The organism is Duganella margarita (assembly GCF_009857535.1).
In the GTDB taxonomy this organism is placed as follows: domain Bacteria; phylum Pseudomonadota; class Gammaproteobacteria; order Burkholderiales; family Burkholderiaceae_D; genus Rugamonas; species Rugamonas margarita.
The window spans coordinates 80,676-100,814 of the sequence record NZ_WWCS01000005.1 but is presented as its reverse complement, the minus strand read 5'-3'; the positions used below and the strand labels follow the sequence as shown (position 1 = coordinate 100,814).

The following is a 20,139-nucleotide window of genomic DNA, read 5'->3' as shown; positions in this document are numbered from 1 at the left end:
TGTCATCGTACAACCACTTAGAACCCGAGGCAAGCGGAAAGATGCGCTTGCCGTCAAATGTTGTACGATGACTTAGCGTGTTTTCACCATGAGCAATGCCACCAGACTGATCACCGCCGCCACCGACAGATAGTAGCCGACATAATGCAAGCCATAGTGGGTCGCCAGCCAGGTGGCCGCGTACGGCGCCAGCGAGGCGCCCAGGATGCCGGCCAGATTGAAGGTCAGCGACGCGCCGGTGTAGCGCACCTCGGCCGGGAACAGTTCCGACAGCATGGTGCCCAGCGGGCCGTAGGTCAGTCCCATCAGGCCCAGGCCCAGTGACAGGAAAATGGTGACTTCGGTCGGGTCGCCCGAGCCGAACATCGGCCCCAGCACCAGGCCGAAGATGGCGATCGCCGCCGACACCCAGATCAGCGTGGCGCGGCGGCCCTTGCGGTCGGCCCAGACGGCCGACAGCGGGATCGTCAGCGCGAAGAACAGCACGGCGAACAGTTGCAGGATCAGGAAATTCTGGCGCGTGAACTTCAGCGCGCTGGTGCCCCAGCTGAGCGCAAACACCGTCATCAGATAGAACAGCACGAAGGTGCACAGCGCGATCAGCGTGCCCAGCACCAGCACGCGGCGATGGTCGCGCCACACCGTCAGCACCGGCACCTTGACGCGCTCGTTCTTGTCGAGCACCTTCTGGAAGTCCGGCGTTTCGTGAATTTTCAGGCGAATATACAGGCCAACGATCACCAGCAGCGAACTGGCCAGGAAAGGAATGCGCCAGCCGTAGCTGAAGAATTCGGCGTCGCTCAGCACCTGGCTCAGCAGCAGGAAGATGCCGCCCGACAGGAAGAAGCCGATCGGCGCCCCTAGCTGCGGGAACATGCCATACCAGGCGCGTTTGCCCGGCGGCGCGTTCTCGGTGGCCAGCAGCACCGCCCCGCCCCACTCGCCGCCCAGCCCGAGCCCCTGGCCAAAGCGGCACAGCGCCAGCAGCGCCGGCGCCAGCGTGCCGATGCTGGCGTAGGTCGGCAGCAGGCCGATCACCACGGTGGACACGCCCATGGTCAGCAGCGCCGCCACCAGCGTGGCCTTGCGGCCGATGCGGTCGCCGAAGTGGCCGAACACGGCCGAGCCGACCGGCCGCGCAAAGAAGGCAATGGCGAAGGTGGCCAGCGATTGCAGCGTGGCGGCGGCCGGGTCGCTGGCGGGGAAGAAGAGCTTGGGGAACACCAGCACCGCGGCCGTGGCGTAGATGTAGAAATCGAAGAACTCAATCGTGGTGCCGATCAGGCTGGCAAACAGCACGGTGGCTGGCGAATTGGTCTTCGGCGCTCCCTGGTGAGGCTGACTCATACGTGACGCTCCTGCAGTGTGGTGTGCGGGCCATCATACACACCACATTGCAGGATTGCCAAGCTTGGCTATGGGTCGATTTGCGCAAATCCCACGGACAGCTCCTCGGCCCGTAGCGGCCGCACCACGCGCGCCTTTTCCTCGCCGTCCAGCAGGAAGATGAAGGTGGGCCACAGCTTGACGCGGAACGAACGCCCCAACGGCCGGCCGGGCCCGTCCTCGACCTTGTAATGCGTCACACTGCCGGCGCCGGCAAACGCCTGCTCCAGCGGCGGCTGCGCCGCCATGCAGTGGCCGCACCAATTGGCGCCGAACTCCAGCAATACCGGACCTTTGCTGGCGTCGATCTCGGCGCGCTGCGGCGCCTCGGCAAGGTAGCTTGTTTTCATCGTGCCTTTTTCACTTGTTTGCACGGGTCGTCGCGTTGCTGCGGCGCCAGTGTCTGGATGCTGTCATAACGGCCGCCGTTCTCGCGGTCCTCGATAAAGCCGACGCTGCGCACGCTCAGTGCCGGCGCCACCTGATTGATCCAGTAGCCGACGCCAATGTCCTTGCGCACATGGCCGTTGCCGGCGATGAGCACCACATCGCGCGGCTGCTGGTCGCGGATGATCTTGGCCATCCAGATATCGCGCGCCACCTGGGCGTTGACCATGCCGCCGATCATCATCTCCGGCAGCATATTGCAATGGCCGGTGACGATTTCCTGCTGCTGCGCGCTGACCACCGCCGGCGGCAGCGGCTGCTCCAGCTTATACTCCTTGACGCTCTTCGGATCGAAGCTGGACGCCACGCCATCGCGCACCACGCGCGACGCATCGGCGCGCGACAGATTGCCCGCCACCAGCGGCAGGTGATACGTCAGTGCCAGCTGGATCACAGGATAATACAATTGCCAATCCCAGCGCGCACCGCCCACCACCTGGATCACGCACGCGGCGTCGGCGCAGCCTTTTTGCGCCTTGTCGACCAGATCCTGGTTCTCGCGGTCGAACTGCTCCATGACAATGGCCGGCTGCCAGCCCGCTTCCACCCGCTGGCGCAGCAGCTCATAGCGCAGCTTGTGCCCTTGCGCATTGTCATGCACCTCGCCCAGCAGCAACACCTGCGGATTAGTGGCTTCCAGCAAGCCCGCTGCCGGGGCGCTGGCGGGCTTGCCCCCGCTGGCGCAGCCAGCCATCAACACCGCCGCCGCCAGGGCCGAAGTCAATCGAATTTTGCCTGTATATGTAGAAATCATCTGATGAACACCCATATGCTTCAAAATAGTTTGTTGAAAAAGTGATATTTGTCTGCGCCACAGGCAAGCGGCCGGCGGGTGTTGTTGCGGCGCAAAAATTCGTTATATCAAAAGAAAAACTGATGGCAATTTGTTATTGGACATGGTTTAATAGCAGAACGGTAGCGAGTGTCAAACCTGCCCTCGCAGATTTTACAGTTTGTGCATTAGACTGATCTTAACTTCCTGTTCATGCAGCAACGCCAGGAGTGTCATCGTGAAAGTACTGTCCTTGATTTCGACTGCTTTATTAGCTTTAAGCCTCGCCGGCGCCGTACAGGCTCAGCCTGCCGCTCCGGTTACTAGCAATGTTGCACCTGCAACAATCGTCCTGCCTCACTGCGAAGCCGGCGAGACTGTGCCGTGCCGGACCGACGTACCGACTGACAGGGTGGACGACGCCGATCATACCGTCCTGCCATCCAATGATCCGAAACAGCGCCAGCAGGAAGTGCCGGCGACGCCGGTGCCGGAGCCACAGACTTTTGTGATGATGATGCTGGGCCTGGTTGTGTTGGGCGTGGCTTCGCGCCGCCGCCAGTCGACTGATAAATTCTCCGACTAAGCCGCACCCCGCCTGACGCGGCTTTACGCGTGCAGGCGGGCGTCCGCGTGCAGCGCGGTCTCATCGACCGGCGTCACGCATGGCATGCGCAGCACAAAGCTGGCGCCCTGCCCCAGCACACTCGACACGGTGACACTGCCGCCAAACTGCTTGGCCATCAGGTTGAACACAATGTTCAACCCCAGCCCCGTCCCGCCCTGACCGCGCCGGGTGGTCACAAACGGGTCGAACACCTTGTCCAGCATATCCGGCGCAATGCCCTTGCCGTTGTCGGTCACCTGCATCTCGATCCAGTCGCCCTGCTGCGCCACGCCGATCACAATGCGGCCCTCATCGTCCGGCCCAAAGGCGTGATCGACGCAGTTCAGGGTCAAATTGGTGATGACCTGCGCCAGCGCGCCCGGGTAACTATCGAGCATGATGTCCGGCGGGCAGGCGATGCTGACCGTGATGCGCGTCTTCTTCAGCTTGGGCTGCAGGCTGGACACCACCTCGTTGATATAGTCGCGCAGCTCGAAACGCCGGCGCGCCTCGCTCACCTGGTCGACCGCGATCTGCTTGAAGCTGTGGATCAGGTGCGCGGCCCGATACGCATTGTTCATGATCAGCCGGGTACTCTCGGCCGCCGTCTCCAGATAACGCGTGATGTCGGATTTCTTGATGTTGCCGCCATCGACCGAGGCCTGCACCTTCTCGGTGGCCTCCATCAGCACCGACGCGCTGGTCAGCGCGATGCCCACCGGCGTATTGATCTCGTGCGCGACGCCGGCCACCAGCCCGCCCAGCGACGCCAGCCGTTCGGCCTGTAACAGCGACTCCTGCGTGCGGCGCAAATCCGCCAGCGCCTTGGTGGTGACCTGCGCCGAGGTGCGCGCCTCATCCTCCGCCTCGCGGATGCGCTGGATATTCGATTTGATCTTGCGCTGGATGGCGTTGAAGCCGCGGATCACCTCGCCGAGCTCATCCTGCCGATTGTCCGGCAGCTCTTCCACTTCGTCGCTGCCGCGCGTGGCCAGGTCGAACAGGCCGTCGCGCAACTGCTTGAGCGGATCGAACACGATGCGCAGTGACCACGCCAGCGCCGCCACCAGAATCAGGTCCAGCAGCAGCACCTCGGTCACCTTGCGGCGCACCTCGGCGGCCAAGGTGGCGTCGATCTGCGCGCGGCTGAAGTTGACCACCACGCGGCCGACGATCACCGGCTTGAGCGCCGCCCCGGCCGCGCCGGAATCGCGGTACGCCAGATCGGCCACCACCGGCGTACCCGGCACCGAAGCGTCGTTTTCAATCGATGAAATGCTGCCGTTCTCATTGCGCAGCTTGCCCGAAAACAGCCCGACCGACGTATCATAGACACGGATCGAGACCAGCTCCGGCGGCATCATCTCGGCCGCAACGATGTTGTCGACCTTGGCTTTATCGAGATCCCACAGGGCGGACGGCAGACTGGTTTGCAGGCGCGTCAGCACGCCCTGGCGCAGGCGCTGGCTGCTGACCTCCAATTCATGGCCCAGACTGTACTGGGCGTAGGTGCCCGAGACGCCCAGCACCAGGGTAACAATGACCACAAAAAGCAGCGTCAAGCGGCCTTTAATACCAAACATCGAGCAATCTCCCGACAACACGGATTTGACGGCAACGTCCCAATGTACGGTATGGGCTGCATCTTGGCAAGACAATGGTAAGATCGGGAAATATAGTGCAAGCAGCAACCGGGGAGGCGGCATGACAGGCAATTACCATCAACTGACGCTGGCGGAGGTGCGGCCGGGCATGGTCTTGTCCGACGTGCTGCTGGATGTGCAGGGCCATGTGCTGCTGCCGCAGGGCACCGTGCTGACCGACGCCATGCTGGCGCTGATGCCGCGCCATGGCATCGCCGTGCTGCCCATCGCCAAGGATGAGGTGACGCCGGAAATGGTGGCCGCCACCCTGCAGCATCACGAGGCGCGCATCGCCCGGCTGTTCCGCAAGACCGATCCGGACAGCGGCAGCGACTGGGCCACGGCCACGCTGCGCCGCTTCGTCACCGACTTCCGCCTGGGTGTAGAGGAGACGCCGGAACATGAGTAACACATTAAGCTACGACGACGTGGTGCGCACGCTGGACGACCTGCCGTCGCTGCCGGCGGTGGTGATGGAGCTGCTCAACAGCATCGACCAGGACGACGTCGATATTTCCGTGCTGGCCAAGAAGGTCAGCTACGACCAGGCGCTGACGGCCAAGACGCTGCGCCTGGCCAACTCGTCGCTGTATGGCTTGCAGGTCAAGGTCACCACCATCCAGCAGGCGATTACCTACCTGGGTTTCCAGACCACGCGCAACCTGATCACGGCCGCCGCCGTCACCGGCTGCTTTGCCGAAGGCCACTGCCCCGGTTTCGACCACAAGGCCTTCTGGCGCCACTCGATCGCCACCGCCGCCTGCGCCAAAGTGCTGGCGCGGCAGATGCGTTTCAATCAGGACTACGCCTTCACCGCCGGGCTGCTGCACGATATCGGCCGGCTGGTGCTGGTGTCGTGCTTCCCGAACCACTACGCGGAAGCCATCGCCTGGCGCGAGCAGCATGACGCCTACATGCTGGATGCCGAGCGCACCGTGCTGGGCGTCGATCACGTCGACGCCGGCCTGGCACTGGCGGAACACTGGAATTTTTCGGATACGATGCGCCTCGCCATCGGCGGCCATCACGACCCGGAAGCACCGGGGGCGGGATTTTTGGCGGCCATCATTCACGTGGCCGACGCGATCGTGCATGCGCTCGATCTGACGCAGGTACAGGACGACCTGGTGCCGCCTGTGTCCACCGTGGCCTGGACTGCGCTGGGCCTCGATGAGGAAATATATCTGCAGATCTTCCGCGAAACGGAGTTGCAGTATGAAGAAATCTCTATGGTGCTGCTAACCTGAAAACCTGAAGTGGCGTCCTGCCGGGACGGGTCAAGCCCGCACCGGCAGGGGCATGCGCTGGGGGCGCATCAGTGATGAGCCGCGTTTCCGGCCTGGGCCTTGTCAGCTGCTGGACGATCTTCTGGCTTCGGACGGCCCTGGGCGTCGGACAGGCGGTACTTGGTGCGGCGATCGCCCATCAGGTCGCGCAGGTCGCGGATGCTCATGCCGGTCACTTCGTGCATGCGGATCAGCAGCGACGCGCCGACTGGCAGGCGGTGGTGACGGATTTTGCTGATCACCGGTGGCGCGACTTCCAGCAGACGCGACAGCGCGGCATCGTTCTTCAGCTGCATCTTGCCGAGCAAGATATCCAGCAGGTGGTTGGGGTTGTAGCTTTCCTGCGAAGCGAGAGCATGATGTGCCATGATGAATTTCCTCGTGAGTTGGGGTGAACAGATAGTGCTGGTTTGAACTTAAGCAAAACTTAGAATACAGAATTGCTATTTGCACAAGATACCAGCGCACACCGGGCTAAGATTGTTCGACATCAATCAGTGGCTAGAAACCTTAGCAACAATGCTATTTCATCACATGGGAACGAAGACTGTCGCACACAAGAACTTGTAGGAAACTGTTACACAAAGCAAGTTCGGCTTTACGGCGGCAAAGGCAGAGAAAATCAGGCGGTGGTATCGATGTTGCGGCCCAGCGTTTTGTCGCTGTCGCGGCGCTGGGCGTCGGCTTGTTTGTCGGCCTGCTGGACCGCGCGGCGGTCGGCGGCGGCGGCTTGATCATTGTTGCGGGAGGCGCTGCGGGTGGCTTCGGTATTTTCCTTGACGCGCTGCTTGAGCACCGCGTCATCCTTCTGGGTGCGGTTGCTCTGTTCAGTGCGACGGGTCTCCCCCGCCTGCTCGCTACGCTGCTCGGCACGGTTGGCGCGGGTCTCGCGCAGGTTCAGCTGCACGGGATTCGCGTTGGAGGTGGAAGTAACATTAATTGCCATAGCTCCACTGTAGCGCAACGGCAAGCAAAATCAAGTGCTGCTTGCAGCAAATACGATAAACTAGCGCCTGTGCCGTTTTCACGGCCTTTTCTCGTTAAAGCACCCATTGAAAACCAAAACTCCAGTCCAGCCGCACTACTTCGTCCCCGAGCCGCTCGATAACGCGCGGCTGGCCCATTTGTGCGGCCCGCTCGACGAAAACCTGCGCCAGATTTCTGCCGCGCTGGACGTCACCATTTTCCGCCGCGGCGAGAAGTTCATCGTCAGCGGCCACAACGCCGAACGCGCGGTCGAGATCCTCGAACATTTTTACGCCATCGCCAACAAGATCGTACCGATCGAAGAAGTGCAACTGGCGCTGGTCGAACAGCGCGCCAGCATGCATGCCGGTAACCTCGCCGAACTGGTGCCGGATGCCGCCACGGCCGACGCGCCGGCCGCCAAGCCGCGCAAGGTCGAAGTGGTGCCGGCCATCGACATCGACATCAACAGCCCGGTGCTGAAAACCCGCCGCGCCGACCTGCGCGGCCGCACGCCGCACCAGATCCGCTACCTGCGCAACATCCTCGAACACGACATCAGCTTCGGCGTCGGTCCGGCCGGCACCGGCAAGACCTACCTGGCAGTGGCCTGCGCGGTCGATGCACTGGAGCGCGACGCCGTCAAACGCATCATCCTGACCCGGCCGGCGGTGGAAGCGGGCGAGCGCCTCGGCTTCCTGCCGGGCGACCTGTCGCAGAAAGTCGATCCGTATCTGCGTCCGCTGTACGACGCGCTGTACGACCTGCTGGGCTTCGACCGCACGCAGAAAATGTTCGAGAAGCAGGTGATTGAAATCGCCCCGCTGGCCTACATGCGCGGCCGCACGCTGAACCACGCCTTTGTGATCCTGGACGAAGCGCAGAACACCACGGTCGAGCAGATGAAAATGTTCCTGACCCGCATCGGCTTCGGCAGCAAGGCGGTGATCACCGGCGACGTCACCCAGGTCGACCTGCACAAGAGCCAGAAGAGCGGCCTGGTGGACGCCATCCAGGTGCTGAAGGAAGTGCGCGGCATCGCCTTCAGCCATTTCAACAGCGAAGACGTGGTGCGTCACCCGCTGGTGGCGCGCATCGTCGACGCCTACGAAACCGCCCATAACCACGAGGCGGAAATCGCCCCTCTCCTCAAAGCCACCGCCCTGAAAAATGTCCGCAAAAAATAAACTGACGCTGTCGGTGCAGTACGCCGATCCGCGCCTGCAAGAAAGCATTACCCGTCCGAAAATCCGCAAGTGGGTGCAGGCCGCGCTGTTCGCGCCGGCCGAACTGACCATCCGCTTTGTCGACGCCGCCGAAGGCCAGACCCTGAACCGCGAATACCGCGGCAAGGACTACGCCACCAACGTGCTGACCTTCGCCTACAACGAAGGCGAAGAAGCACTGCCGGACGACGCCCCGACCCAGGCCGACATCATCCTCTGCACCGACGTGCTGGAAAAGGAAGCGGCCGAGCAGAAGAAAACCGTGGAAGAGCACACCGCCCACCTGATCGTCCACGGCGTGCTGCACGCCCAAGGCTACGACCACATGGACGACGAGGAAGCCACCGAAATGGAAGGCATCGAAACCGAGATCCTGGCGGAACTGGGCTACGCCGATCCTTACGCTGAATGATCAGACTGCACGCCCACTGGCAGGGCGGGCTATTTTAGTGACATCGTCCTGCCAAGGAACTGCAGTCGGCAACCACGATATCTGACCGTCCTTCATCACCAGCAGGGGCCCGTTGCCAGCCAAGGCGAACTTGAAATCTCCGGTGCGGATGAAATCTGATGAGTTATAGAAAAATACCCAGCCTAATTCGATTGTCTGGGTTTCTTCTAAAAGAATCTCTAACTCACCTCCAGATGAGTGTCCAAGTTCATTGATCTCGGCTAGTGCAATATCCAAAGCTTCATTTTGGTTGATAGCATCCATCAGTAAGTCCTCAAAAATCTGAATTTGATATATGGACTGAGATCAGCGGTTTTCCCAGTCTGACCGTCGAGAATTCGAATCACACGCCATGTTGATTAGCGGCGTTAAGAACGTGCCCGATGCCGCTCTTTCTCATTCCATACACAATGCCACGGCTACCTGGACCCGCCAACTCCAGCGATTCAATCACATCCTTTATATTTTCAACGTCTTTAAATTCTGCGCCGAATATCCGCTCCAGTACATCAATTTCATATAGTCCACCGGGCAGCGCACACGCAGGGCAGCCAGCTAAAAGTGCATCAGTTGCGACCACGCAATTGACGCAATTTTTTGTACCACCGCCCGGATTAATTTCTGATCGCTCCGGCCTTGATATCGCTAAGCATAAAGGCATCCACTGGATGAATCTCTTCAGCATGCCCCGCTCATACACCTAGACGCTGATAAAACTCAACCAAAAGTGCAGCTATCTCCCCTTTAGCATGGCTGTTTTTTTGACAAAAACCTGCTATCTTGAGCTTTTGGTGTATCCTATGCCTCTTCAAAACAATGGCTCACGCCTCCTATGCAAGAGCACTCTAGTAGCGTCAAGACTGACGCTAAACCCCACAGGTCGCTGTTTGAACGGCTGACCGCACTGATTTCCCCCGAGCCCGAGAACCGATCGGAGCTGCTCGAAGTTCTGCACGACGCCCACGAACGCAACCTGATCGACGCCGACGCCCTGTCGATGATCGAAGGCGTGTTCCAGGTGTCGGATCTGTCCGCCCGCGACATCATGATCCCGCGCTCGCAGATGGACGTCATCGATATCTCCAAGCCGATCGAAGAATGGATGCCGCTGGTGCTGGAAACGGCCCACTCGCGCTTCCCGGCCATCGAAGGCGAACGCGACAAGGTGATCGGCATCCTGCTGGCCAAAGACCTGCTGCGCTACTACGCCGAAGAATCGTTCGACGTGCGCGACATGCTGCGGCCGGCCATCTTCATCCCGGAATCGAAACGCCTGAACGTGCTGCTGCGCGACTTCCGCGCCAATCACAACCACATGGCCATCGTGGTCGACGAGTACAGCGGCGTGGCCGGCCTGATCACCATCGAGGACGTGCTGGAGCAAATCGTCGGCGACATCGAGGACGAGTACGATTTCGACGAGGAAGAAGACAACATCCTGTCGATCCGCGAAGGCCAGCACGGCCCGCGCTGGCGCGTCAAGGCGCTGACCGAGATCGAACAGTTCAACGAAGAGCTCGACACGGCGCTGCCGGACGACGACGTCGACACCATCGGCGGCCTGGTCGCCAAGCACCTCGGCCGCATGCCGCACAAGGGCGACACCTTCGACTTCGAAGGCCTGCGCTTTGAAGTGCTGCGCGCCGACGCCCGCCAGATCCACGTGCTGACGGTGGAAAAACTGCCGCCGGCGCCGGTCCACGACGACGACGCATAATGCGCTTTCGCCGCGCCAATCCCAACGATCCCCCCAAGCCGCAACGCTCGACCCGAGGCCGGATGATCATCACCGGCGTGGCCGGCGCATTGTGCGTGTTCGCCTTTGCGCCGTTCGGCTGGTGGCCGATCGAAATCCTCGGCCTGGCCACACTGTTCTACCAGGTCCTGCGCAGCTCCAGCATCAAGGCTGCCGCGCTGATCGGCTGGGCCTTCGTCACCGGCTGGACCGCCGCCGGCGTCCACTGGCTGTACGTGTCGATGCACACCTACGGCGACATGCCGGCGCCGCTGGCGGCCGCCGCCGTGTTGCTGCTGGGCGCCGCCATGGGCATTTACGGCGCCGCTGCCATGGCCAGCGCCGCCTGGCTGCGCCACCGCTGGACGCTGCCGCTGCCGGTCGCCAACCTGCTGGTGTTCCCGGCCGTGTGGGCACTGTTCGAATGGCTGCGCGGCTGGCTGTTCACCGGCTTCCCGTGGCTGGCGTCCGGTTACGCCCATAATCACAGCCCGCTGGCCGGCTTTGCGCCGATCATCGGCATGTACGGCCTCGGCTGGCTGGCGGCCGTCATGGCCGGCGCCCTGCTGTTGCTGCTGCACCGCACCCGGCTGCGCGCCGCCGGGCTGGTGGTCGCCATCGGCGTGGCCGGCGTCGGCCTCAGCTTCCTGCACTGGACTTACCCGGAAGGCAAGCCGATTTCGGTGCGCCTGCTGCAAGGGAATATCCCGCAGGATGAGAAATTCAACGGCGCCAAGGTCATGTCGACCCTCAAGCTGTACCAGGACGCCATCACCGCCGCGCCGGCCGACCTGATCGCCACGCCGGAGACGGCCATCGTCATGCTGCCCCAGCAACTGCCGCCGGATTACCTGCCGGGCATCGCCCAGTTCCTGAACAAGACCAACAGCAACCTGATCCTCGGCATTCCGCTGGCCGACAGCCAGACCGCCTATTTCAACAGCGCGATCGGCATCACGCCGCGCCAGAGCGACGGCTACTACCGCTACAACAAGCACCACCTGGTGCCGTATGGAGAGTTCATTCCGTTCGGCTTCCGCTGGTTCGTCAACCTGATGTCGATCCCGCTGGGCGACCAGACCAGCGGCCGCGATATCCAGCCGGCGTTCCCGATCAAGGACCAGCGCGTGCTGCCCAACATCTGCTACGAAGACTTGTTTGGCGAGGAAATCGCCGCGCAGCTGAACCACCCGGCGCAGGACCAGAAACCGGCCACGCTGCTGCTCAACATCTCCAACCTGGCCTGGTTTGGCGACACCATCGCCATTCCGCAGCATTTGCAGATCTCGCAGATGCGCACGCTGGAAACCGGCCGCCCCATGCTGCGGGCGACCAATACCGGGGCCACCGCCATCATCAATGGCGAAGGCAAAGTGGTGCAGCAGCTGCCGGCCAACACCTTCGGCACCCTGGCTGCCAATGTGCAGGGCATGGGAGGCAGCACGCCCTATATCCTCTGGGGGAACAAGCTGTTCCTGGCGCTGACCGCGCTGTCCGTGGCGGCCGCATGGTTTTTGACGCGCCGCGCAAAAAATCAGCCAAAAGCCGCTTAACCCGCTAAAATCATCCCTTTAGCGAAACTGCAACCGCGCGCCCGCCGGCCCCTGCCCGGGCGCGCCACCGACGATCACAAGATGCTGACATTTCAACAAATTATCCTGACCTTGCAAACCTACTGGGACAAGCAAGGCTGCGCCCTGCTCCAGCCCTACGACATGGAAGTCGGCGCCGGCACCTTCCACACCGGTACGTTCCTGCGCGCGATCGGCCCGGAGCCTTGGCGCGCCGCCTACGTGCAGCCTTCGCGCCGCCCGAAAGACGGCCGCTATGGCGAAAACCCGAACCGCGGCCAGCACTACTACCAGTACCAGGTGGTGATGAAGCCGGCGCCGGAAAATATCCTGGACCTGTATCTGGGTTCGCTGGAAGCGCTGGGCCTGGACTTGAAGCAGAACGACGTCCGTTTCGTCGAAGACGACTGGGAATCGCCGACGCTGGGCGCCTGGGGCCTGGGTTGGGAAGTCTGGCTGAACGGCATGGAGGTGACGCAGTTCACCTACTTCCAGCAGGTCGGCGGCCTGGATTGCAAACCTGTGCTGGGTGAAATTACCTACGGCGTCGAGCGTCTGGCCATGTACCTGCAAGGCGTCGAGAATATGTATGACCTGGTGTGGACCACCTGGGAAGAAAACGGTGAAACGAAAACGCTGAAGTACGGCGACGTCTTCCACCAGAATGAAGTGGAACAATCGGCCTACAACTTCGAGCATTCGAACACCGAGCTGCTGTTCTCGCAGTTTAACAACCACGAATCGGAAGCCAAGCGCCTGATCGAGGCGCAACTGACGCTGCCGGCCTACGAGCAGATCATGAAGGCCTCGCACAGCTTCAACCTGCTGGACGCGCGCGGCGCCATCTCGGTCACCGAGCGCGCCGCCTACATCGGCCGCGTGCGCACCTTGTCGCGCCTCGTGGCGCAGGCTTACTACGATTCGCGTGAGCGTCTGGGCTTCCCTATGGCTCCGAAGACCGCCGCTGTCGCCGCTGACGCAGTTGCAAAATAAACGATATAAACGATATGACTCAAACTCTGCTCATCGAACTGCTGACCGAAGAACTGCCGCCGAAGGCGCTCGCCAAACTGGGCAAGGCTTTCGCGGACGGCATCGTCAACGGCCTGAAATCGCGCGACTTCCTGGAAGCCGACAGCGTCGCCACCGCCTACGCCACGCCGCGCCGCCTGGCCGTGTCCATCACCAAAGTGCGCGCCGTGTCGCCGGATAAATCGATCCGCGAAAAAGTGCTGCCGGTGTCGGTCGCGCTGGACGCCAACGGCAACGGCACACCGCCGCTGGCCAAGAAACTGGCCGCCCTGGGCTTTCCTGACCTGACCGTGGCCGATCTGGAACGCGCGCAGGACGGCAAGGCCGAAAGCTTCTTCTACACCTACACCGCCGCCGGTAGCGCGCTGCAAGGCGGCCTGCAAGCCGCACTGGAAGACTCGGTCTCCAAGCTGCCGATTCCGAAGGTGATGAGCTATCAGCGTCCGGACGGCGCCACCGTGCAGTTCGTGCGTCCTGCGCACGCGCTGGTCGCGCTGCATGGTGCGACCGTGCTGCCACTGACCTTGCTCGGCCTGACCGCCGCCAACGTCACCGAGGGCCATCGCTTCCTGACCGCGCCTGGCAAACGCGCCGTCACCATCGCCAGTGCAGATGTCTACGCCGCCACGCTGAAAGCCGACGGCAAAGTACTGGCCTCCGTCGAAGAGCGCAAGGAACAGATCCGCACCGAACTGCTGGCCAAGGCCGGCGCCGATAAAGTGCTGATGCCGGAAGCGCTGCTGGACGAAGTATCCGCGCTGGTCGAATGGCCGGTGGTCTACGAGTGCAACTTCGAGGAAGAATTCCTGGCCGTGCCGCAGGAATGCCTGATCCTCACCATGCAGACCAACCAGAAATACTTCGCACTGACCGACACCAACGGCAAGCTGCGTTCGCGCTTCCTGATCGTCTCCAACATCGCCACCGACACGCCGAACGCCATCATCGACGGCAACGAGCGCGTGGTGCGTCCGCGCCTGTCCGACGCCAAGTTCTTCTTCGAGCAAGACAAGAAGAAAACCCTGGAATCGCGCCTGCCGCTGCTGGACAAAATCGTCTACCACAACAAACTTGGCACACAAGGCGCGCGCGGTGAACGCGTCGCAGCGCTGGCCGGCTTCATCGCCACCGCCATCGGCGGCGACGCCACGCTGGCGCAACGCGCCGCCAAACTGTCGAAGGCCGATCTGGTCACCGAAATGGTGGGCGAATTCCCTGAGCTGCAAGGCATCATGGGCACCTACTACGCCCGCAACGACGGCGAACCTGAAGACGTGGCGCTGGCCGCATCGGAACACTATCAGCCGCGCTTTGCCGGCGACGCCCTGCCGACCACCGTCACCGGCACCGCCGTAGCCTTGGCCGACAAGCTGGAAACCCTGGTCGGCATCTGGGCCATCGGCCTGGCGCCAACCGGCGACAAGGACCCATTCGCGCTGCGCCGCCACGCGCTGGGCGTGCTGCGTATGCTGATTGAAAAGCGTCTGTCCCTGTCGATCAGCAGCCTGCTGTCGCAAGCCGCTCAGCTGTTCCAGTCGGTGCCAGGCTTCAAAGATCCGTCGGCCGATGTGGCCACCTTCATGTATGACCGCCTGCGCGGCATCCTGCGCGAACGCGGCTTCTCGGTCAACGAGATCGAAGCTGTCGTGGCCCAGAACCCGGACCGCCTGGACGACATCGTGCAGCGTCTGGAAGCCGTGCAAGCCTTCGCCGCGCTGCCGGAATCGGCTTCGCTGGCCGCCGCCAACAAGCGTATCACCAATATCCTGAAGAAGAACGAGGACGCGCTGGCCGCCGTCGGCGAACAGGGCGTCAACGTCTCGCTGCTGCAGGACACCGCCGAGAAAAACCTCAACACCGCCGTGGTGCGCGTGCTGCCGGAAATCGATGCGGCCTTCAACAGCGGCGACTTTGCCGGCACGCTGAAAACACTGGCGCAGCTGAAGGAAGAAGTCGACGCCTTCTTCAACGACGTGATGGTGATGGCGGAAGATGTCGCTCTGCGCAACAACCGTCTGGCGCTGCTGTCGTCCCTGCACGGGATGATGAACCGCGTGGCCGACATCTCGAAACTGGCGGCGTAAATGGGTACGCCGTCCATGAAACTGATCATTCTCGATCGCGACGGCGTTATCAACCACGATTCGCCGGACTTCATCAAATCGCCGGCGGAGTGGATTCCCATTCCCGGCTCGATGGAGGCGATCGCCAGGTTGAACCAGGCCGGCTACCGGGTGGTGGTGGCGTCGAACCAGTCGGGCATCGCCCGCGAGTTCTTCGACATGACCATCCTCAACGCCATCCACCAGAAGATGCATAACCTGGCGCAGCAAGTCGGCGCGGACATCGACGCGGTGTTCTTCTGCCCGCACGCGGCGGCCGACAACTGCGACTGCCGCAAGCCCAAGCCGGGCATGTTCACAGAAATCTCGCAGCGCTATAAAATCAGCCTGAAAGGCGTGCCGGTGGTCGGCGACTCGCTGCGCGACCTGCAGGCTGGTTACGTCAGCGGCTGCGTGCCGTATCTGGTCCTCACCGGCAAAGGCGAAAAGACCCAGTCCACCGGCGGCCTGCCGCCCGGCACCATGGTGTTCCCGGATCTGGCCGCGATGGTCACGCACCTGCTGAAAACCAGCGTGCCGCCAGCGCTGCACGTTGTCAGTTAATTGTTTTTGGAGTCTGCATTGGGTCATCCCGTTTTATTTCTGCGTTCCCTGATCTTCACCATCGTCATGGTGGTATCGACCATTATCTGGTCCTGCGTCTGCTTCCTGGCGGCGCCGCTGCCGTATCGCCAGCGCTTCTTCATCACCTCGCGCTGGAACGTGTTCATGATCTGGTGCCTCAAGGTCATCTGCGGCATCCGCTACGAAATCCGCGGCCAGGAGAACTTCCCGGATGCGCCGGCCATCGTGCTGTCCAAGCACCAGTCGGCGTGGGAAACCATTTTCCTGCTGCCGAACATGCCGCGTCCACTGGTGTTCGTGTTTAAAAAAGAGATCCTGTACATTCCGTTCTTCGGCTGGGCCATGGCGCTGCTGCGCATGATCCCGATCGACCGCAAACAGGGCAAGCACGCCTTCAAGCACGTGGTCCGTCACGGCAAGCGCCGGCTGGAACAGGGCCTGTGGATTATCATGTTCCCGGAAGGGACGCGGATTCCGGTCGGCCAGACCGGCAAGTACAAGAGCGGCGGCACCCGGCTGGCGATCGAGACCAACGCGGTGGTTGTGCCGATTGCCCACAATTCGGGCGAGTGCTGGCCAAAAAACTCTTTCATCAAACGGCCCGGCCTTGTTACAGTATCGATAGGCAAACCAATCTCGCCGGAGGGTCAAACCCCGGACAGCATGATGCAACAGGTGGAAACTTGGATAGAATCAGAAATGCGCGTCATTTCGCCCCACGCCTACAACGCTGGTTAGACGATCTGGCGACGCTGGTCAAACCGGCGTCCCCCGATCCGAATCAGCCGGACCTGTTTGGACGGGAGGCCTCCGCGCCTCCCAAGCCGGTGTACACCACGCCGGTATGGTCGGTTCCGCCGACGCCCGCCACCTCGACCAAGCCACCTCCCGTATCGCCTTACGTCGCCCCGCCGGAAACCGCGGTGCCGGTCAAGACCCGGCCGCTGGTGGCGCCGCCGCCCGACCTGCCGCCGCGCCGGCAGCTGATGGTGGGCGATTTCATCCTCGAATACGAGCTGCGTCGCTCGACGCGGCGCTCGATCGGCTTCATGATCGACGACGACGGCCTGCGCGTGACCGCGCCCAAACGCATCACCATCGCCGAAATCGACGAAGCGATCCGCACCAAGCAGCACTGGATCCTCAGCAAACTGAAAGAGCGGCGCGAACGCCGCGCGGCGCGGCTGCAAAAGCCGCCGGTGGAATGGATCGACGGCACGCAGATTCCGTATCTGGGTCAGGACATCACGCTGCGGCTGCTGGTGGGCGGCCGCAATCGCAGCATCTACAATCCCAGCACCCGCGAGCTGTGGATGACCATGATGCCGGGCGCCAGCGAGAACCAGCTGAAGGAACGCGTCAAGGCCTGGTACCAGCAACAGGCCAAAGCGCTGTTTGAAGAGCGCCTGGATCTGTATGCCGCCCGGCTGGGCGTGCAGTACCACTCGTTCGGCCTGACATCGGCCGGCACCCGCTGGGGCTCATGCACCGCCGACCGCAAGATCCGCCTGAACTGGAAACTGATCCACTTCTCGCTGCCGCTGATCGACTACGTGGTGGCGCACGAACTGTCGCACATCCTGGAAATGAATCACAGCCAGCAGTTCTGGGACACCGTCGGCCTGATTTATCCCGAATACGAAGACGCCAAAAACCTGCTGCGCAAACGCTCGCAAGAGCTGCCGGTGCTGTTCCCCTGAAATCCAGAAAGAAGTTCATGCCATTCATTCCCCGCAACACCCTGCCGACGGCGCTGCTGCTGTGCTTTGCCACCAGCGCCATCGCCGCCGATAACGGTCCCAACGTCACCGCCCATCAGGCCGAGATCGACCAGATCGTCAAAGAGATTTCACCGCAGCGCATTGAGGGTTATGTGCGCAAGCTGGTCAGCTTCGGCACCCGCCACACCATGTCCGACACCGTCTCCGACACGCGCGGCATCGGCGCGGCGCGGCGCTGGATCAAGAGCGAGCTGGAACGTTGCGGCGCGGCGGCCGGCGGCCGTCTGCAGGTCAGCTACGACAGCCACGTCCATCCGGTGATGGCGCGCCTGAGCCAGCCGACCGAGATCGTCAACGTGGTCGCCACGCTGCCGGGCACGCAGGCAGAGTCGGTGGACCGTATGTACGTGGTCAGCGGCCACTACGATTCGCGTGTGACCGACGTCATGAACGCCACCAGCGATGCGCCGGGCGCCAACGACGACGCCTCCGGCACCGCCGCCGTGATTGAAATGGCGTGTGTGATGGCGCGCCACAAGTTCGACGCCACGCTGGTGTTCATGACCGTGGCAGCCGAAGAGCAAGGCCTGCTGGGCGCCGCCAACTGGGCCGAGCTGGCCAGGCAGAAGAACTGGAACATCGCCGGCATGCTGAACAACGACATCATCGGCAGCTCGCGCGCCGACGACGGCCATGTCGACAACACGCAGGTGCGCCTGTTCGCCGAAGGCATCCCGGCCGTCAAGGAGATGTCGGACGCCAACCGCGCGCTGGTGGCCACCGGCGGCGAGAACGACTCCATCACCCGCCAGCTGGCGCGCCACATCAAGGAAACCGGCGAGCGCTATGTCGACAAGTTCAGCGTCAACGTGATTTACCGGCGCGACCGCTACCTGCGCGGCGGCGACCACAGCCCGTTCCTTGATCGCGGCTACGCAGCGGTGCGCTTCACCGAGCCGAACGAGGACTTCAACCACCAGCACCAGGATCTGCGCGAAGAAGGTGGCAAGAAAATCGGCGACCTGCCGGAATATGACGACTTCAACTACATCGCCCAGGTGGCGCGCGTGAACGCCGCCGCGCTGTCGTCGCTGGCGCTGGCGCCGGCCGCGCCGCAGCAAGTCAAGGTGCGCACCGCCAAGCTGGACAACAACACGGAGCTGGTATGGCAAGCCAACAAGGAACCGGACCTGGCCGGCTACCGCATCGTCTGGCGCGAGACCACCGCGCCGCAGTGGCAAGGCGCGCTCTACGTCGGCAATACCACGCAGTATGTGATCCCGCGCTCCAAGGACAACTTCCTGTTCGGCGTACAGGCGGTCGACAAGGACGGCAACGTCAGCGTCGCCACCTATCCGCTGCCGCAGCGCTGACATCTATGCATCGCCTGAATAACCGTTATCTTTTAATAAAATTGCCCTAGGGAATTTTATTGTGGTAGCTTCTGTCACAGCATTTTGTTCCATTCCACTCAAGGGGGGCGTAGATGACTCAGGCAGCTGCAACGAAGAAAACGGGCTTGGTGCTGGGCGGTGGCGCACCGAACTCGCCGCTGATCGCCGGCGCGCTGGCGGCATTCCTCGACCAGGAGGTCGAGTTCGATGTGATCTCGGCCTCGGGCGCGGGTGTGCTAATGGGTTTGCTTTACACGGCGCCGCTGGAAGGCACGCCGCGTGAAGCGCTGAAACGCTGGGCCGACGCCGGCGTCGCCGACAGCATCTACAAGATGATGCCGGTCAATTACAAAATCTTCCACAAACCGGGCAACCAGGCCGATGCCTACCGCAACGTGTTCGCGCCGCCGGCCGGCAATCCGCTGTTCGCCGGCATGATGGGCGGCAGTCAGGCGCCGTGGGCGGACTGGACCCAGTTGCTGATGTCGACCATGTCGCCATCGAATCTGTCGGCCAAGAGCCTGGGGCTGTGTGCGCATGCGCCGTTCCTGGAAGGCGCGGTGGACTTCTCCGCCATCGCCGGCATGAAGCCGGCGTTCTACATCAACGCCTACAACCTCAACCAGCAGACCATGCGGATCTGGGGCAAGCACGAGATCCAGGCGCAGCACGTGCGCGCCGCCCTGTCCTTCCCCTTCCTGTACGCGCCGACCGAGATCGACGGCGAGGATTACATCGAGGGCGCGGCGCTGGAAACCCTGAACTTCGATCCCTTCATCGAAGGCTGCGGCGAGCATCACGACGTCGACACGCTAGTGGTGCTCGACATCCTCGGCGACGAGCGGCTGCTGCGCAAGCCGCGCAACCTGTACGACGCCTGGGTCGGCTCGATGATCACGCCGCTGGTGCGGGTGTCGCAGAATCAGTTGCGGCTGTTCGAACTGGAGCACACCTCTCCCAAGCGCAGCCTGCTGAAGCTGGAATTGATGGCGGCGGTGCCGGACCAGCACCTGCCCTACACCATGGACTGGTCCACCTCCAACATGCAGCTGCTGTTCGACGTCGGCTACAAGGCCGCCACCCGCTTTTGCCGCCAGCACAGCGCGCTACTGCGCTACGCCGAAGAAGGCTCGGTCGCGGCATAAAGATGTCGCGCCGTAACGAATGAGCGGTCCGCAGGCAGGCGTGCCAGAATGGGCGCCTGATCTTTTTGTG

22 protein-coding genes are annotated in these 20,139 nt (G+C 62.3%); 14 read left to right on the top strand and 8 right to left on the bottom strand.

The window, feature by feature from the left end; all coding sequences use genetic code 11:
* Positions 1–72 precede the first annotated feature (72 nt).
* The 3 genes from GTP55_RS09615 to GTP55_RS09605 all read right to left on the bottom strand — a co-directional run bounded on the left by GTP55_RS09615 (position 73) and on the right by GTP55_RS09605 (position 2,557).
* Positions 73–1,347, bottom strand: coding sequence for an MFS transporter (locus GTP55_RS09615; RefSeq protein ID WP_161044717.1), 1,275 nt, complete (start codon positions 1,345–1,347; stop codon positions 73–75).
* A 68-nt stretch (positions 1,348–1,415) separates the two neighbouring features.
* Positions 1,416–1,736 (bottom strand): thioredoxin family protein, encoded by a 321-nt coding sequence (locus GTP55_RS09610; RefSeq protein ID WP_161044716.1) that lies wholly within the window; start codon positions 1,734–1,736, stop codon positions 1,416–1,418.
* Positions 1,733–2,557, bottom strand: coding sequence for a ChaN family lipoprotein (locus GTP55_RS09605; RefSeq protein WP_229257847.1), 825 nt, complete (start codon positions 2,555–2,557; stop codon positions 1,733–1,735). Before GTP55_RS09605 ends, GTP55_RS09610 begins: the two co-directional genes overlap by 4 nt.
* A gap of 286 nt (positions 2,558–2,843) precedes the next feature.
* Here GTP55_RS09605 and GTP55_RS09600 point away from each other — a divergent pair, with 286 nt between their 5' ends.
* The gene (locus GTP55_RS09600; protein ID WP_161044714.1) at positions 2,844–3,191 is read left to right on the top strand and encodes a PEP-CTERM sorting domain-containing protein; all 348 of its coding nucleotides are present in this window, start codon (positions 2,844–2,846) and stop codon (positions 3,189–3,191) included.
* A gap of 23 nt (positions 3,192–3,214) precedes the next feature.
* Here GTP55_RS09600 and GTP55_RS09595 read toward each other — a convergent pair whose 3' ends face one another.
* Positions 3,215–4,795, bottom strand: coding sequence for a sensor histidine kinase (locus GTP55_RS09595; protein WP_161044713.1), 1,581 nt, complete (start codon positions 4,793–4,795; stop codon positions 3,215–3,217).
* Between the two features lie 121 nt (positions 4,796–4,916).
* Here GTP55_RS09595 and GTP55_RS09590 point away from each other — a divergent pair, with 121 nt between their 5' ends.
* Both GTP55_RS09590 and GTP55_RS09585 read left to right on the top strand, forming a co-directional pair.
* Positions 4,917–5,264, top strand: a complete 348-nt coding sequence (locus tag GTP55_RS09590) for a hypothetical protein (protein WP_161044712.1) — start codon at positions 4,917–4,919, stop codon at positions 5,262–5,264.
* Positions 5,257–6,102 carry an HDOD domain-containing protein gene (locus GTP55_RS09585; protein WP_161044711.1) on the top strand — a complete coding sequence of 282 codons (846 nt, stop codon included), beginning with the start codon at positions 5,257–5,259 and terminating at the stop codon, positions 6,100–6,102. Before GTP55_RS09590 ends, GTP55_RS09585 begins: the two co-directional genes overlap by 8 nt.
* A gap of 68 nt (positions 6,103–6,170) precedes the next feature.
* Here GTP55_RS09585 and GTP55_RS09580 read toward each other — a convergent pair whose 3' ends face one another.
* Entirely contained in the window at positions 6,171–6,509 is a 339-nt protein-coding gene (locus tag GTP55_RS09580) for a hypothetical protein (RefSeq protein WP_154366540.1), read from the bottom strand.
* 254 nt (positions 6,510–6,763) lie between these two features.
* Positions 6,764–7,087 (bottom strand): hypothetical protein, encoded by a 324-nt coding sequence (locus tag GTP55_RS09575; protein WP_161044710.1) that lies wholly within the window; start codon positions 7,085–7,087, stop codon positions 6,764–6,766.
* Between the two features lie 106 nt (positions 7,088–7,193).
* Between GTP55_RS09575 and GTP55_RS09570 the strand changes: the two genes are divergently transcribed.
* Together GTP55_RS09570 and ybeY are read left to right on the top strand one after the other, a co-directional pair.
* Positions 7,194–8,294, top strand: a complete 1,101-nt coding sequence (locus GTP55_RS09570) for a PhoH family protein (RefSeq protein WP_161044709.1) — start codon at positions 7,194–7,196, stop codon at positions 8,292–8,294.
* Positions 8,278–8,745: an rRNA maturation RNase YbeY gene (ybeY, locus tag GTP55_RS09565; RefSeq protein ID WP_161044708.1), complete on the top strand. Its 468-nt coding sequence runs from the start codon at positions 8,278–8,280 to the stop codon at positions 8,743–8,745. The genes GTP55_RS09570 and ybeY overlap by 17 nt, the downstream gene beginning before the upstream one ends.
* Here the strand turns inward: ybeY and GTP55_RS09560 are convergent, their stop codons facing one another.
* Together GTP55_RS09560 and GTP55_RS09555 are read right to left on the bottom strand one after the other, a co-directional pair.
* Positions 8,746–9,048 carry a YrhB domain-containing protein gene (locus GTP55_RS09560; RefSeq protein WP_161044707.1) on the bottom strand — a complete coding sequence of 101 codons (303 nt, stop codon included), beginning with the start codon at positions 9,046–9,048 and terminating at the stop codon, positions 8,746–8,748. It lies immediately after the preceding gene.
* 79 nt (positions 9,049–9,127) lie between these two features.
* Positions 9,128–9,469: a toxin glutamine deamidase domain-containing protein gene (locus tag GTP55_RS09555; RefSeq protein ID WP_161044706.1), complete on the bottom strand. Its 342-nt coding sequence runs from the start codon at positions 9,467–9,469 to the stop codon at positions 9,128–9,130.
* 147 nt (positions 9,470–9,616) lie between these two features.
* Between GTP55_RS09555 and GTP55_RS09550 the strand changes: the two genes are divergently transcribed.
* The 9 genes from GTP55_RS09550 to GTP55_RS09510 all read left to right on the top strand — a co-directional run bounded on the left by GTP55_RS09550 (position 9,617) and on the right by GTP55_RS09510 (position 20,069).
* Entirely contained in the window at positions 9,617–10,501 is an 885-nt protein-coding gene (locus GTP55_RS09550) for a CorC family transporter (protein WP_161044705.1), read from the top strand.
* On the top strand, positions 10,501–12,072 hold the full coding sequence (gene lnt / locus GTP55_RS09545) for an apolipoprotein N-acyltransferase (protein WP_161044704.1): 1,572 nt from the start codon (positions 10,501–10,503) through the stop codon (positions 12,070–12,072). Before GTP55_RS09550 ends, lnt begins: the two co-directional genes overlap by 1 nt.
* Positions 12,073–12,153: 81 nt before the next feature.
* A complete protein-coding gene (gene glyQ / locus GTP55_RS09540; RefSeq protein WP_161044703.1) occupies positions 12,154–13,083 on the top strand; it encodes a glycine--tRNA ligase subunit alpha in 930 nt (309 codons plus the stop codon).
* A 14-nt stretch (positions 13,084–13,097) separates the two neighbouring features.
* Entirely contained in the window at positions 13,098–15,206 is a 2,109-nt protein-coding gene (gene glyS, locus GTP55_RS09535) for a glycine--tRNA ligase subunit beta (protein WP_161044702.1), read from the top strand.
* A gap of 15 nt (positions 15,207–15,221) precedes the next feature.
* Positions 15,222–15,788 carry a D-glycero-beta-D-manno-heptose 1,7-bisphosphate 7-phosphatase gene (gene gmhB / locus GTP55_RS09530; protein WP_161044701.1) on the top strand — a complete coding sequence of 189 codons (567 nt, stop codon included), beginning with the start codon at positions 15,222–15,224 and terminating at the stop codon, positions 15,786–15,788.
* 66 nt (positions 15,789–15,854) lie between these two features.
* Complete coding sequence (locus GTP55_RS09525) at positions 15,855–16,547, top strand: lysophospholipid acyltransferase family protein (protein WP_371868320.1); 693 nt, start codon at positions 15,855–15,857, stop codon at positions 16,545–16,547.
* Between the two features lie 5 nt (positions 16,548–16,552).
* Positions 16,553–17,509 carry a M48 family metallopeptidase gene (locus GTP55_RS09520; RefSeq protein ID WP_371868319.1) on the top strand — a complete coding sequence of 319 codons (957 nt, stop codon included), beginning with the start codon at positions 16,553–16,555 and terminating at the stop codon, positions 17,507–17,509.
* 17 nt (positions 17,510–17,526) lie between these two features.
* Positions 17,527–18,903 carry a M28 family peptidase gene (locus tag GTP55_RS09515; protein WP_161044699.1) on the top strand — a complete coding sequence of 459 codons (1,377 nt, stop codon included), beginning with the start codon at positions 17,527–17,529 and terminating at the stop codon, positions 18,901–18,903.
* Between the two features lie 113 nt (positions 18,904–19,016).
* Complete coding sequence (locus GTP55_RS09510) at positions 19,017–20,069, top strand: patatin-like phospholipase family protein (RefSeq protein WP_161044698.1); 1,053 nt, start codon at positions 19,017–19,019, stop codon at positions 20,067–20,069.
* The last annotated feature ends 70 nt before the right edge of the window (positions 20,070–20,139 follow it).